The 12,660-nt window shown below is 71.3% G+C and carries 13 protein-coding genes; 2 read left to right on the top strand and 11 right to left on the bottom strand.

Going from position 1 to position 12,660, the window contains the following annotated elements; all coding sequences use genetic code 11:
- Nucleotides 1-41: 41 nt before the first annotated feature.
- From ACE3O1_RS05245 to ACE3O1_RS05270, 6 genes are all read right to left on the bottom strand, one after another.
- Nucleotides 42-905 (bottom strand): aldehyde dehydrogenase, encoded by an 864-nt coding sequence (locus tag ACE3O1_RS05245; RefSeq protein ID WP_374313153.1) that lies wholly within the window; start codon nucleotides 903-905, stop codon nucleotides 42-44.
- On the bottom strand, nucleotides 902-2,344 hold the full coding sequence (locus ACE3O1_RS05250; protein WP_374313155.1) for an aldehyde dehydrogenase family protein: 1,443 nt from the start codon (nucleotides 2,342-2,344) through the stop codon (nucleotides 902-904). The genes ACE3O1_RS05245 and ACE3O1_RS05250 overlap by 4 nt, the downstream gene beginning before the upstream one ends.
- A gap of 10 nt (nucleotides 2,345-2,354) precedes the next feature.
- Nucleotides 2,355-3,362, bottom strand: a complete 1,008-nt coding sequence (gene deoC, locus ACE3O1_RS05255) for a deoxyribose-phosphate aldolase (RefSeq protein WP_374313158.1) — start codon at nucleotides 3,360-3,362, stop codon at nucleotides 2,355-2,357.
- Between the two features lie 158 nt (nucleotides 3,363-3,520).
- Nucleotides 3,521-4,273, bottom strand: a complete 753-nt coding sequence (locus tag ACE3O1_RS05260; RefSeq protein ID WP_374313160.1) for a hypothetical protein — start codon at nucleotides 4,271-4,273, stop codon at nucleotides 3,521-3,523.
- Entirely contained in the window at nucleotides 4,270-5,244 is a 975-nt protein-coding gene (locus tag ACE3O1_RS05265) for a bifunctional riboflavin kinase/FAD synthetase (RefSeq protein ID WP_374313162.1), read from the bottom strand. The genes ACE3O1_RS05260 and ACE3O1_RS05265 overlap by 4 nt, the downstream gene beginning before the upstream one ends.
- A complete protein-coding gene (locus ACE3O1_RS05270) occupies nucleotides 5,241-5,660 on the bottom strand; it encodes a hypothetical protein (RefSeq protein ID WP_374313178.1) in 420 nt (139 codons plus the stop codon). Before ACE3O1_RS05270 ends, ACE3O1_RS05265 begins: the two co-directional genes overlap by 4 nt.
- A 190-nt stretch (nucleotides 5,661-5,850) precedes the next feature.
- On the opposite strand from ACE3O1_RS05270, the gene ACE3O1_RS05275 reads away from it, so the two are divergent.
- On the top strand, nucleotides 5,851-6,888 hold the full coding sequence (locus ACE3O1_RS05275; RefSeq protein ID WP_374313164.1) for a peptidoglycan DD-metalloendopeptidase family protein: 1,038 nt from the start codon (nucleotides 5,851-5,853) through the stop codon (nucleotides 6,886-6,888).
- Nucleotides 6,889-6,892: 4 nt separating this feature from the next.
- Here ACE3O1_RS05275 and ACE3O1_RS05280 read toward each other — a convergent pair whose 3' ends face one another.
- Genes ACE3O1_RS05280 through ACE3O1_RS05290 form a run of 3 tightly spaced genes read right to left on the bottom strand, consistent with a single transcriptional unit; the run spans nucleotide 6,893 to nucleotide 8,831 of the window.
- The gene (locus ACE3O1_RS05280; RefSeq protein ID WP_374313166.1) at nucleotides 6,893-7,261 is read right to left on the bottom strand and encodes a hypothetical protein; all 369 of its coding nucleotides are present in this window, start codon (nucleotides 7,259-7,261) and stop codon (nucleotides 6,893-6,895) included.
- Entirely contained in the window at nucleotides 7,258-8,145 is an 888-nt protein-coding gene (gene truB, locus ACE3O1_RS05285) for a tRNA pseudouridine(55) synthase TruB (RefSeq protein WP_374313168.1), read from the bottom strand. The genes ACE3O1_RS05280 and truB overlap by 4 nt, the downstream gene beginning before the upstream one ends.
- On the bottom strand, nucleotides 8,145-8,831 hold the full coding sequence (locus ACE3O1_RS05290) for a uridine kinase (protein WP_374313170.1): 687 nt from the start codon (nucleotides 8,829-8,831) through the stop codon (nucleotides 8,145-8,147). The genes truB and ACE3O1_RS05290 overlap by 1 nt, the downstream gene beginning before the upstream one ends.
- A 61-nt stretch (nucleotides 8,832-8,892) precedes the next feature.
- Here ACE3O1_RS05290 and ACE3O1_RS05295 point away from each other — a divergent pair, with 61 nt between their 5' ends.
- Entirely contained in the window at nucleotides 8,893-9,759 is an 867-nt protein-coding gene (locus ACE3O1_RS05295; protein WP_374313172.1) for an A/G-specific adenine glycosylase, read from the top strand.
- A 3-nt stretch (nucleotides 9,760-9,762) separates the two neighbouring features.
- Here ACE3O1_RS05295 and rbfA read toward each other — a convergent pair whose 3' ends face one another.
- On the bottom strand, nucleotides 9,763-10,257 hold the full coding sequence (gene rbfA, locus ACE3O1_RS05300) for a 30S ribosome-binding factor RbfA (protein WP_374313174.1): 495 nt from the start codon (nucleotides 10,255-10,257) through the stop codon (nucleotides 9,763-9,765).
- 56 nt (nucleotides 10,258-10,313) lie between these two features.
- Nucleotides 10,314-12,660: translation initiation factor IF-2 (gene infB / locus ACE3O1_RS05305; RefSeq protein ID WP_374313176.1), on the bottom strand; the 2,347-nt coding region annotated here is incomplete at its 5' end.

The following is a 12,660-nucleotide window of genomic DNA, read 5'->3' on the forward strand; positions in this document are numbered from 1 at the left end:
AGATCCTCCGAGAACAGCGCGATCCTCCGAGGTGCGAGCGGCTAGACGAGGCTCTTCGTGTGCCAGACCGTCTTGGTCTCGGTGAACGCCGCGATGCGCTCCACGCTCGGGGCCGCGGCATCCTTCCCCGACTCGGGGGGAAGCACGCGCGTGAGCGTCTCGGCGGCGGCGATCTGCAGGTCGACCCAGTCGAGATCGCCGGCACCGACGAGATCCAGACCGTGCACGTCGGGGTGCGATGCGAGCCACGGCGCGAGCTCGCCGGGCGAGCCCGTCAGGACATTCACCACGCCGCCCGGCACGTCGGAGGTCGCCAGGACCTCGGCCAGGCTGATCGCCGAGAGCGGGAAGCGCTGCGACGCGACGACGACGACCGCGTTGCCCGACACGAGAGCGGGCGCGATCGCCGAGACGAGTCCGAGCAGAGCGGTGTCCTGCGGCGCGATCACGGCCACGACCCCCGTCGGCTCGGGCACCGAGATGTTGAAGTACGGGCCGGCGACGGGATTGCCGTTCCCTGCGACCTGGCCGAACTTGTCGCACCAGCCGGCGTACCAGACCCAGCGGTCGATCGCCTCGTCGACCTCAGCCTGCGCGGCCGAGGTCGACGCGCCGGTCTGCTGCACGATCTCGTCGACGAACTGCGCGCGGCGTCCCTCGAGCAGCTCGGCGACGCGGTAGAGCACCTGTCCGCGGTTGTAGGCGGTGGCTCCGGCCCAGCCCTTGACGGCACCGCGCGCGGCGAGCACCGCGTCGCGGGCGTCCTTGCGGGAGGCGAGCGCCGCGTTCGCGAGGAAGTCGCCCTTGCTGGAGACGACCTCGTAGGTGCGCCCGGACTCGGTGCGCGGGAACGCGCCGCCGATGAACAGCTTGTAGGTCTTCGGCACGGTCAGTCGCTTGCTCACGCTGCTGCCCCCTTCAGGTACGCGAGGAGGCCGTGGCGGCCGCCCTCCCGGCCGTAGCCGGACTCCTTGTAGCCGCCGAACGGGCTCGACGGGTCGAATCGGTTGAACGTGTTCGCCCAGATCACGCCGGCGCGCAGCCGGTCGGCGACCGCGAGGATGCGCGAGCCCTTGTCGGTCCAGATGCCCGCCGACAGCCCGTAGGGGGTGTTGTTGGCCTTCTCGATCGCCTCGGCGGGTGTGCGGAAGGTGAGGACCGACAGCACGGGCCCGAAGATCTCGTCGCGCGCGATGCGGTGGGATGCCTGCACGTTCGTGAAGATCGTCGGCGCGAACCAGAATCCGTCGTCGGGGATGACGCAGTCGGCGCTCCAGCGCTCGGCTCCCTCCTCCTCGCCGATGCGGCTCAGTTCGCGGATGCGATCGAGCTGCTCGCGGGAGTTGATCGCTCCGATGTCGGTGTTCTTGTCGAGCGGGTCGCCCAGGCGCAGCGTGGACAGGCGCGACTTCAGGCGGTCGACGACCTCGTCGTGGATCGACTCCTGCACGAGCAGGCGGCTGCCTGCGCAGCAGACGTGGCCCTGGTTGAAGAAGATGCCGTTGACGATGCCCTCGACGGCCTGGTCGATCGGGGCATCCTCGAACACGATGTTCGCGGCCTTCCCGCCGAGCTCCAGCGTGAGCTTCTTGTCGGTGCCGGCGACGGCCTTGGCGATCTCGCGTCCGACCGGGGTCGAGCCGGTGAAGGCGACCTTGTTCACGTCGGGGTGGCGCACGAGTGCGGCACCGGTCGCGCCGGCGCCCGTGACGATGTTGACGACCCCCGGCGGCAGATCGGCCTGCTGCAGGATCTCGGCGAAGATGAGCGCCGAGAGCGGCGTGGTCTCGGCGGGCTTGATGACGACCGTGTTGCCGGCGGCGAGCGCCGGGGCGATCTTCCAGGCGAGCATCAGCAGCGGGAAGTTCCACGGGATGACCTGGCCGGCCACGCCGAGCGCACGCGGGTTGGGGCCGAGTCCGGCATAGTCGAGCTTGTCGGCCCAGCCGGCGTAGTAGAAGAACCAGGCGGCGACGAGGGGCACGTCGACGTCGCGGCTCTCCTTGATCGGCTTCCCGTTGTCGAGGCTCTCGGCGACCGCGAGCTCGCGGGCCCGCTCCTGCACGAGGCGCGCGATGCGGAACAGGTACTTGCCGCGGTCGCGACCGCTCATCCGCGACCAGGTCTTGTCGTACGCGCGGCGCGCGGCGGCGACGGCGGCATCGACATCCGCTTCGCTCGCCGTGGCGATCGTCGCGATGTGCTTCTCGTCAGCGGGCGAGATCGTCGCGAAGGTGTCGCCGCTGCCCGCGCGGAACTCGCCGTCGATGAACAGGCCGTACTCGTCGCGAAGGTTCAGGATCGCCCGGGACTCCGGGGCGGGTGCGTATTCCAGGAAGCTCATGTCGGGGTCCTCAGTCGATCGTCACGTAGTCGGCGCCGGAGTAGTGGCCGGTCTTGAGCTTCTGCCGCTGCAGCAGCACGTCGTTGAGCAGGCTCGATGCGCCGTAGCGGAACAGGTGGGGCTGGAGCCACTCCTCGCCCACGGTTTCTGCGACGGTGACGAGGTACTTGATGGCGTCCTTGGAGGTTCGGATGCCGCCGGCCGGCTTCACGCCGACCTTCTCTCCGGTCGCCCGGTGCCAGTCGCGGACGACCTCGAGCATCAGCAGCGTCACCGGCAGGGTCGCGGCGGGCTGCACCTTGCCGGTCGAGGTCTTGATGAAGTCGCCGCCGGCGAGGATCGACAGCCACGAGGCGCGCTTGATGTTGTCGTAGGTGTTCAGCTCGCCGGTCTCGAGGATCACCTTGAGCGAGGCATAGCTGCCGTCCTCGCGACGGCACGCCTCCTTCACGCGCGCGATCTGGTCGAACACGAGGCCGTAGCGACCGGCGAGGAAGGCACCGCGGTCGATCACCATGTCGATCTCGTCGGCGCCGTGCGCGACCGCCTCGGCGGTGTCGGCGAGCTTGATCTCGAGCGAGGAGCGGCCGCTCGGGAACGCCGTCGCAACGGCCGCGACGCTCACGCCCCCCTCGTCGGGGTCGCCGTGCGCGGCACCGAGGGCGTCCACGGCGTACGGCACCATGTCGCCATAGACGCACACGGCCGCCACCCGCGGGCACGTCGGATCGGAGGCATCCGGGTTCATGGCCTTGGCCACCAGCGAGCGCACCTTGCCGGGGGTGTCGGCGCCCTCGAGGGTCGTCAGGTCGATGAGCTCGATGATCTTGTCGAGCGCCCACGCCTTCGAGGTCGTCTTGATCGACCGCGTGCCGAGGCCCGCCGCGCGCTGCTCGAGGCCGACGGCGTCGATGCCGGGCAGGCCGTGCAGATAGCGGCGGAGCGTGGTGTCGTCGGGTTCCCCGCCGAGCAGCGCGACGGCCCGCTCGGGCAGCGTCTGCAGATCGGTGCGGCTCATGGTGCTCCCTCTGTCTCGTTTCCTGTGCGCGGGCGAGGATCGCTCACCCGGTCGCGCAAAACGTCAAGCCTACCCGGCCCGGGCGGGTGCGCAGCGATCGTCGGCGACCGCTGGACGCCGTGCACGGCTCGATCGTAGGCGCGCGAGGCGGGGCCGGTCTACGGGTTCGCGGGCGCCTGCGGATGCTCCGCCGCGGGCCAGATCAGCGGAGCCACCAGCTCGTCGGCCGTGACGCCCCGCCTGGCGGCCTCGGCCTCGAGGCGCGCGATCGTCGACGGCGAGAGCGATCCCGGACGCGCGTCCTTCGTCGTTCGGGGATCGCGCAGCAGCAGCGAGAGCACGGGCACCACGATCGCGCCCAGTGCGGCGAGGATCGAGGCGATCCCGAGGACGCGGGAGTACACCTCACCCCCAGCCGCGTCCGTCCAGATCGGGTACACGACGAGCACGAAGACGACGGCGAACAGCACGAGCGTGACGATGAGGCCGATGCGCACCCCGGTACGGCGGCGATCGGCGAGGAGCAGGAGCAGGCAGGCGAAGGACAGTCCGACGGATGCCGCGACCAGCGTCCACAGCAGATCCCAGAACACCTCCGCGTCCCAGTGCGGCTGCGCCCACACGGCGATGATCGACAGCGCCGCCGCGACGACCGCGACGACGGCGCCCACGAGGCCCACGACCTGCAGTCGCCGGCCGAGCAGCGAGGCGCAGCACAGCACGGCGACACTGAAGGCCCCGACGAGCGCCGTGGTGGCCAGCACCTTCCAGGCGGGATCGCCCAGGTCGGCCCCGAGCAGCACGACGATGCCGCCGAGGGCGGCGAGGCCGAACGAGACGACGATGACGCCGACGATCACGCGGCGCAGCACCGACGCGCGAGGCCGGATCGGCGGTGCCGCATCGGTCATGTCAGCTCCTCACGCACCCGGACGACATCGTCGGTCATCTGCGCGATCAGGGGACCGATGCCGTCGAACGCGACCATACCGCGGATGCGCGCGACGAACTCGATCTCGACGGTGTGCCCGTACAGATCCAGATCGGTCTCGTCGAGCACGTACGCCTCCACCTGCCGCACCGGCACGTCGTCGAACGTCGGGTTGGTGCCCACGCTGATCGCCGCGGGGTAGCGGATGCTGCGCCGCGGGTCTGCGTGCCGCTCGACGTCGAAGCTCTCGCTGTCGACGAGCCAGCCGGCGTAGACGCCCTCCGCGGGGACGAATCCCTCGAGGTCGGAGGAGAGGTTCGCGGTGGGGAAGCCGAGCTCCCGGCCGCGCTTGAGTCCGTGCACGACCTCGCCGCGCACGGCGTGGGAGCGGCCGAGGAGCCGCGCGGCCCCGGCGACGTCGCCCTCGCTCAGCAGCTCGCGCACCCAGGTCGACGACACCCGGCGTCCCGCCTCGATCGCCCGGACGTCGTCGACCACGTCGACCTCGAATCCGAATTCGCCGCCGAGCTCCCGCAGCAGGTCGGGTGTTCCGGCCCCGCCGCGGCCGAAGCGGAAGTCGCCGCCGACCATGACGATCCGCACCCCGAGCGCTCCGACGAGGACGTGCTCGACGAACTCGCGCGCACCGAGGTCGGCCAGCTCCCGATCGAAGGTCAGCAGGAGGGTCGCATCGACCCCGGACTGCGCGAGGAGGTCCAGCTTCTGCTGCACGCCCACGAGGCTGTCGGGGCAGATGTCGGGCCGCAGGAGCGCCAGCGGGTTGCGGTCGAACGTCACCGCGACGACCCGCGCGCCCTCGGCCTCGGCATCCACCCGCGCACGGTCGATGACCGCCCGGTGACCCGAGTGGACGCCGTCGAACTTGCCGATCGCGACCACCGACGGCCCGAACCCCTCGGGCACCTCGGCGGGGTCGCGGAAGACGATCACGACGCCACCGCGGCCGCCTCGGCAGCGCACTCGCGCGCTGCGGGCCGGTGCGTGACGAGCCACCACAGTCCGAAGAAGGGCAGCACCAGCGGGACGAAGAGGTAGCCGAGGCCGAACCACGACCACACGCTCGGGTGGGCGAACAGCTCCGGCAGCGCGAGGCTCAGTGCACCGACCACCAGCACGCCGACGAGCTCGAACACGATGGCGATCCACGCGACGAGATACCAGCCGCGCGAGCCTGCGAACACGAGGGCGAGCGTCGCGACGATGTAGACCACCGCCGACAGCGCCGACAGCGTGTATGCGAGCGGCGCCTCCTCGTAGCGCTCGACGATCTGGACGAACGAGCGCCCCGTGGCGGCGAGCGCCATGATCCCGTAGACGATGACGAGAACGCGGCCGATTCCGGTCATGCGGCGGCGGGGACGAGCGGTCGATGTCATGGCTCGTCAATCCTAGTTCGGCTGCGGTGAAGGCTTCGCGATCCGGATCACATAGGCCACTTCTGTCACACCAATGGACAGACACACCGATAAGTGACAATATTCACAGCACGGACCCCCGCCGTGCTTCCCCGTCCACCTCTCCCCTGCGAAGTGCATCATGCGATCGATCCGCACCCTCCTGCTCGCCGGCGCCGCCACCGCCGCGCTCGTCCTCGCCGGCATCGCGCCCGCCACGGCCGCTGTCCAGCAGGCCCCGACGGTGGCTGTGACCGCGCAGACGACCATGCCGCCGCCCGTCACGATCTTCCGGCTCCCCCTCGCGGCGAAGACCTACAGCCTCACCTCGCACTTCGGCCCCCGCTGCATCCCCGTCCGCTACGGCCCGACGGTGCACCGCGGCGTGGACATGGGAGCGGCAGGCGGCTCGCCCATCGCCGCGATCGCCGGGGGGATCGTCATCGCGACGGTGGACGGCACGTCGACGCGCGAGGGCTACATCACGATCAAGCACAATTTCGGCGGCGTCGAGTACCGCTCGGTCTACATGCACGTGTGGTCGTCGACGACGCACGTGAAGGTCGGCCAGCTCGTCCGCAACGGCCAGCGCATCGGCTCGGTGGGCAGCAGCGGGGCATCCTCGGGCAACCACCTGCACCTGGAGCTCTGGCAGTCGACGGCAAGCGGCCTCGTCGCCGTCGACCCCGCCGCCTTCCTCAAGAAGCGCGGCGTGGACCTCTACGGGTCGGCGTACCGCGTGACGGCGCAGCCGACGCCTGCCACCTGCACCTACTACACGGTGGGGGGCGTCAACTTCCGCACCGGCCCCTCGACGAACCACTCCATCATCCGGATGCTTCCGCTGGGCACCGCGGTGGTGCACGTGCCCGGTCTGATCACCACCGGATTCATCCCCGTCAAGGTCGGCTCGCAGTCGGGATGGGTTTCGGCCTCGCTGGTCAGCCCCACCCAGCCGGCGGCACCCGCGACCGCTCCTCCGCCGGCGCCGAAGCCCACCTACGCCGCGACGGCCGCGCTGAACCTGCGCACGGGCCCCTCCACGGCGTATGCGCGGATCCTGGTCATCCCGAAGGGCGCCAACGTCGGCGTGATCCTGGCTTCGAGCGGCGACTGGCGCAAGGTCACCTACGCGGGCAAGACCGGCTGGGTGCACTCGGCTTATCTCGTCAAGCGCTGACCGCTCACCCGATCTGGATCGTCCAGATCACGTGCATCCGCCAGACCATGACGGCGACCGCGAGAGCGGCGATGCCCATGATCACGGTGCTCCAGCGGCTGCGCTCGACCAGCGCCCAGCCGACGCCCGCGATCGGCAGCAGCGCGGCCGAGACCAGGTACACCCAGAACTCCAGAGCGCTGCCGGTCGGCGCGTTGCCGGCGAACGGGGCGATGATCGCCATGACGACCTGCACGATCAGCAGCAGCTCGACCAGCGCGAGCGCGCCGACGGTCAGGTCGCTGGGGCGCCTGCCCGCCAGCCCGGCGACGACGCACACAAGTCCGGCGAGCACCGCGACGGTCACCTCGACGATCGTGAACCACAGGATCATCGCGACGCCTCCTCGGGCATGTTCATCACGCTCTTGACGTCCGCCCCGCGCGCGCCGACGATCCCGACGAGCACCCCGTCGGGGTCGATCGCGGCGGTGGGGTCCTGCGCGAGCCGTGACGCCGCGCCCGCGAGCCGTTTGCCGTGCCGCAGGTCGCGCGCCTCGTCGCCGGTGACGTCGAGCCGGCCGAGGACGGATGCCGCGACCGCGGCCGGCGAGAGCAGCAGGCCGTCCGCGATCGCGTCCGCCTCGACGGCATCGACCGTGGAGAACGGCCCGATCCGAGTTCGGCGGAGTGCCGTCAGGTGGCCGCCGATCCCGAGCGCGGCGCCGAGATCGCGGGCGAGCGAGCGGATGTAGGTGCCGCTGGAGCACTCCACCACGACGTCGAGATCGACGAAGCCTCCGGTGCGGCGCTCGGCGACGACGTCGAACCGCGACACGGTCACCTCGCGGGCCGCGAGCTCGACCTCCTGGCCGGCGCGCGCGAGGTCGTACGCGCGACGCCCGTCGACCTTGATCGCGGAGTAGGTGCTGGGCACCTGCGAGATCCGTCCCGTCAGCGGAGCGACGGCCGACCGGATCGCCGCCCAGGCGAGGGACGAGGCATCCGTCTGCGTCACCGTCTGCCCGTCGGCGTCGTCGGTGTCGGTGGACGCGCCCAGCCGGATCGTCGCCTCGTACGTCTTGTCGAGTCCGACGATGAACGTGAGCAGGCGCGTCGCGCCTTCGACGCCGAGCACCAGCAGCCCTGTGGCCATCGGGTCGAGGGTGCCGGCGTGGCCGATCTTGCGCGTGCCGAGGGCGCGGCGCGCACGGGCGACGACGTCGTGGGAGGTCACTCCCCCGGGCTTGTCGACGAGGAGGATTCCGGGCGCGGCCATCAGCGGACCAGCCCGTGCACGCGGCGGGGATGCGCGAGATCGGCGTTGTCGACGACGGCGGATGCCGCGAGCTCCGGCTCCGCGTCACGGAGGTAGATCGCCTGCCCCTCTCGATAGCGGGCGTTCGACGGCGCCGCGGGGTCGGGGTCGCTGCCGTCGCGGTGGGCGAGTCGGCGGGCGGCGACGGGCTCGGGGACCTCGAGCCACAGCGACCAGTCCCACAGACCGCGCAGCTCGCGGCGGTGCAGGAAGATGCCGTCGATGATGAGCACCGCGTCACGCGGGGCGGTCACCCACTGCGCGTCGATGGGCGCGTCCCGGGCGACGTCGAAGGCACCGAGCTGGAAGCCCGTGGCGCCGGAGGTCTGGGCGCCGTCCCGGAAGGGGTCGATCAGCACGCGGCGGAACGTGGCGTAGTCGTAGGAGTCGCGGTAGAACCCCTCCGGGCTCGTGCGGCCCTGGGCGTAGCGCTCCGACCGAGGGCGGTGGAAGTCGTCGATGCTCGCGCGGTACACCGCCGCCCCGACCTCGGCAAAGACCTCGGCCAGCCCGTCGGCGAACGTCGTCTTCCCGGCCCCGTCGACGCCATCGATCGCGAGGATCACGCGCCCGCCAGGATAGAGCCGGCGCACCTCGTCGCGCAGTTCGCGCCACAGCGTGGTGACGGGGGTGATCGGCAGGCGCATGCCACCAGCCTACGGCCGGGCTCGGCGCCGCCAGGTGCGCGCCGAGCATAGGCTGAGCGGCATGCCCGACCTCGCGACGCCGCTCATCGCGTGGTACGGGGACAACGCCCGCGACCTGCCGTGGCGTCGTCCGGGGTTCGGCGCATGGGGCACGCTCGTCAGCGAGTTCATGCTGCAGCAGACGCCGGTGAGCCGCGTGATCCCCCACCTCGAGAGCTGGCTCGCCCGCTGGCCGACTCCGGCGTCGCTCGCGGCGGATTCCCCGGCCGAGGCGGTGCGCCAGTGGGCCAACCTCGGCTATCCGCGCCGCGCACTGTGGCTCCACCGCGCCGCGGTCGAGATCCGCGACCGCCACGGCGGCGTCGTCCCCCGCGACGTGGACGCGCTCCTCGCACTGACGGGGATCGGCGACTACACCGCGCGGGCGGTCGCCGTGTTCGCGTACGGCGAGCGCCATCCGGTGGTCGACACGAACACGCGGCGGGTCCTCGCGCGTGCCGTCGACGGCCGCTCGCAGCCCGATCCGCCCGCTCGGCGCGACCTCGACGCGATGTCGGCTCTGCTCCCCCCGGAGCGCACCGCCTCCGCCGTCATGAACGCGGCCGCGATGGAACTGGGCGCGACGGTCTGCACGGCGCGAGCGCCGCGATGCGACGACTGCCCGATCGCCGACCGGTGCGCGTGGCGCGCGGCGGGATACCCCGACACGGGCGACGGACGCCGTCGGCAGGCGAAGTACGAAGGGAGCGACCGTCAGGCGCGCGGCGTCGTGCTGCGCGCGCTGCGGGATGCCCCGGCCCACGCGGTACCCCTCGCCGACGTCGCCGCCGACTGGCCCGATGCGCTGCAGCGGGACCGGGCGATCGACTCGCTCGTGGCCGACGGGCTCGCCGAGGCGTCCGGCGGACTGCTCAGACTCCCGTCGTGAGCGTCAGTCCTCGGTCTCGGGCCCGTCCTCGGGCTCGGCCTCATCCTCGGGCTCGTCCTCGGCCGCGGCCTCGGGCTCGTCCTCGCGGGGCTTGAGGTACGGGTCCGCGTCCCCGGCGTAGGAAGCGGAGGACGCGAGGCCTGCGACCGCCTCGTCCCGCTCGCGCGCCTCGCGCAGCAGATGCGCGATGTGGTCGGCGTTCTCGGGGATCGCGTCGGGGATGAATTCCAGCGACGGGGTCAGGCGCACGTTGAGGTGCTTGCCGACCTCGGAGCGCAGCATCCCGGTCGCCGACCTCAGCGCCTGCGCCGATGCCGCGCGCTCCTCCTCGGAGCCCAGCACGGTGTAGAACACCGACGCATGCTGCAGGTCGCCCGTCACGCGCACATCCGTGATCGTGACGAATCCGAGCCGCGGATCGCGAAGGCCCTTCTCGAGCCGTTCGGCGAGGATCACGCGGATGCGGTCGCCCAGCCGTGCCTGACGTTCGCCGGCCATTTCCCTACCCTTTCGACAGGTGAGGGGCGCCACCGGGCGCCCCTCACCGATTGCGATCAGCCGCGAGGCTTCTCCACCAGCTCGGTGGTCTCGATCTCGTCGCCGATCTGGATGTCGTTGTACTTGCCGAGGCCGATACCCGCCTCGAAGTCCGTGCGGACCTCGGTGACGTCGTCCTTGAAGCGGCGCAGCGACTCGATGGCCAGGCCGTCGGCGATGACCACGCCGTCGCGGATGACGCGCGCCTTGGCGTTGCGCGTGATCGTGCCCGAGCGGACGATGACACCGGCGATGTTGCCGAACTTCGAGGAGCGGAACACCTCGCGGATCTCGGCCACACCCGACTGGACCTCTTCGTACTCCGGCTTGAGCAGGCCCTTGAGCGACTGCTCGACATCATCGATCGCGTTGTAGATGACCGAGTAGAACCGGACGTCCACGCCCTCGCGAGCGGCGCGCTCGCGCGCCTTCGCGTCGGGACGGACGTTGAAGCCGATGACGATCGCGTTGTCGATCGTCGCCAGGTTGATGTCGGACTCGGTGACCGCACCGACGCCGCGGTGGATGATCCGCAGCTGCACGGAGTCATCGACCTCGATCTTGAGGAGCGATTCCTCGAGAGCCTCGACGGCACCCGAGACGTCACCCTTGATGATGAGGTTGAGCGACTCGACCTTGCCCTCTTCGAGAGCACGCGTGAAGTCCTCGAGCGAGATGCGCTTGCGGGCCTTGGCCAGCTGGGCGTTGCGCTCGGCGGCCTCGCGCTTCTCGGCGATCTGGCGGGCCGTGCGGTCCTCCTCGGTCACGATGAACGTGTCGCCGGCACGCGGCACCGAGTTCAGACCCTGCACCTGCACCGGACGCGAGGGGTAGGCCTCGTCGACCGGATCGCCGTTCTCGTCGATCATGGCGCGCACGCGGCCGTAGGCCGTGCCCGCCACGATCGCGTCGCCGACGCGGAGCGTTCCCGACTGGATCAGCACGGTGGCCACGGAGCCGCGACCCTTGTCGAGCTTCGCCTCGATCGCGACGCCTCGGGCGTCCTTGTTCGGGTTGGCCGTGAGATCCAGACCGGCGTCGGCGGTGAGCAGCACTGCGTCGAGCAGCTCCTGGATGCCGGTGCCCTGGCGGGCCGAGACGTCCACGAACATGACGTCGCCGCCGTACTCCTCGGCGACCAGCCCGTACTCGGTGAGCTGCTGGCGCACCTTGGCCGGGTTGGCGTCGGGCTTGTCGACCTTGTTGACCGCGACCACGATCGGGACGTTCGCCGCCTGCGCGTGGTTCAGGGCCTCGACCGTCTGCGGCATGATGCCGTCATCGGCCGCGACGACGAGGATCGCGAGGTCGGTCACCTGCGCACCACGGGCGCGCATGGCCGTGAACGCCTCGTGACCCGGGGTGTCGATGAAGGTGATGGCGCGCTCGATCTCTTCGTGCTCGGTCCACACCTGGTAGGCACCGATGTGCTGCGTGATGCCGCCGGCCTCGCCCGCGACCACGTTGGTCTGGCGGATGGCGTCGAGCAGTCGCGTCTTACCGTGGTCCACGTGGCCCATGACGGTGACGACCGGAGGCCGGATCTCGAGGTCTTCCTCGTTCTCCGCCTCCAGCTCGGCCTCGAGGTCGAGACCGAAGCCCTCGAGGAGCTCTTTGTCCTCGTCCTCGGGCGAGACCATCTGGATCTTGTAGCCGAGCTCCTCGCCGAGCACCTCGAAGGTGGCCTCGTCGAGCGACTCGGTCGCGGTGGCCATCTCGCCCAGGTTGAACAGGATGGTCACGAGCGTGCCGGGCTGGACGGTGTAGCCGCGCAGCGCCTCGAGCTTGTCGGCGAAGTCCGCGATGGACGCGCCACGGCGCAGGCGGATGATCTCGCCGTTGCCCTTGGAGACGTTGACGCCGCCGACGACGGGCGCCGACCGCATCTCGAATTCCTGCCGCTTCGCGCGACGCGACTTGCGCTGCTTCGACTTGCCTCCGCCCTTGCCGAAAGCGCCCGCGGTGCCACCGCCGGGGCCGCGGCCACGGCCGCCGCCACCACCGGGACGACCGGCGAAGCCGCCGCCGGGAGCGCCGGTGCCGGCACCGCCGGGACGCTGGAAGCCGCCGCCGCCGGCGCCGCCCGGACGGCCGGGACCGCCGGGACGCTGCTGGAAGGGCGCGCCGGGACGGCCGCCGCCACCACCGGGACGACCCGCACCGCCCGGACGCGGAGCGCCGGGACGCGGGGCGCCGGGGCGCGGAGCCTGCGGACGCGGGATGTTGCCGGGGGTCGGGCGCTGGCCCATCCCCTGCGCGGACGCGAACGGGTTGTTGCCCGGACGCGGGCCCGCGGGACGCTGGCCCATGCCCTGCGACGAAGCGAAGGGGTTGTTGCCGGGGCGCGGGGCGGCGCCGCCGGGA

Source organism: Microbacterium sp. (genome assembly GCF_041909575.1).
Classification (GTDB): Bacteria; Actinomycetota; Actinomycetes; order Actinomycetales; family Microbacteriaceae; genus Microbacterium.

What these genes read in the sequence shown, in the direction of transcription:
- ACE3O1_RS05295 (WP_374313172.1), top strand. Translation starts at nt 8,893, where the DNA reads ATGCCCGACCTCGCGACGCCGCTCATCGCGTGGTACGGGGACAACGCC.
- deoC (WP_374313158.1), bottom strand. Translation starts at nt 3,362, where the DNA reads ATGAGCCGCACCGATCTGCAGACGCTGCCCGAGCGGGCCGTCGCGCTG.
- ACE3O1_RS05260 (WP_374313160.1), bottom strand. Translation starts at nt 4,273, where the DNA reads ATGACCGATGCGGCACCGCCGATCCGGCCTCGCGCGTCGGTGCTGCGC.
- ACE3O1_RS05250 (WP_374313155.1), bottom strand. Translation starts at nt 2,344, where the DNA reads ATGAGCTTCCTGGAATACGCACCCGCCCCGGAGTCCCGGGCGATCCTG.
- ACE3O1_RS05270 (WP_374313178.1), bottom strand. Translation starts at nt 5,660, where the DNA reads ATGACCGGAATCGGCCGCGTTCTCGTCATCGTCTACGGGATCATGGCG.
- ACE3O1_RS05280 (WP_374313166.1), bottom strand. Translation starts at nt 7,261, where the DNA reads ATGATCCTGTGGTTCACGATCGTCGAGGTGACCGTCGCGGTGCTCGCC.
- ACE3O1_RS05275 (WP_374313164.1), top strand. Translation starts at nt 5,851, where the DNA reads ATGCGATCGATCCGCACCCTCCTGCTCGCCGGCGCCGCCACCGCCGCG.
- rbfA (WP_374313174.1), bottom strand. Translation starts at nt 10,257, where the DNA reads ATGGCCGGCGAACGTCAGGCACGGCTGGGCGACCGCATCCGCGTGATC.
- ACE3O1_RS05290 (WP_374313170.1), bottom strand. Translation starts at nt 8,831, where the DNA reads ATGCGCCTGCCGATCACCCCCGTCACCACGCTGTGGCGCGAACTGCGC.
- truB (WP_374313168.1), bottom strand. Translation starts at nt 8,145, where the DNA reads ATGGCCGCGCCCGGAATCCTCCTCGTCGACAAGCCCGGGGGAGTGACC.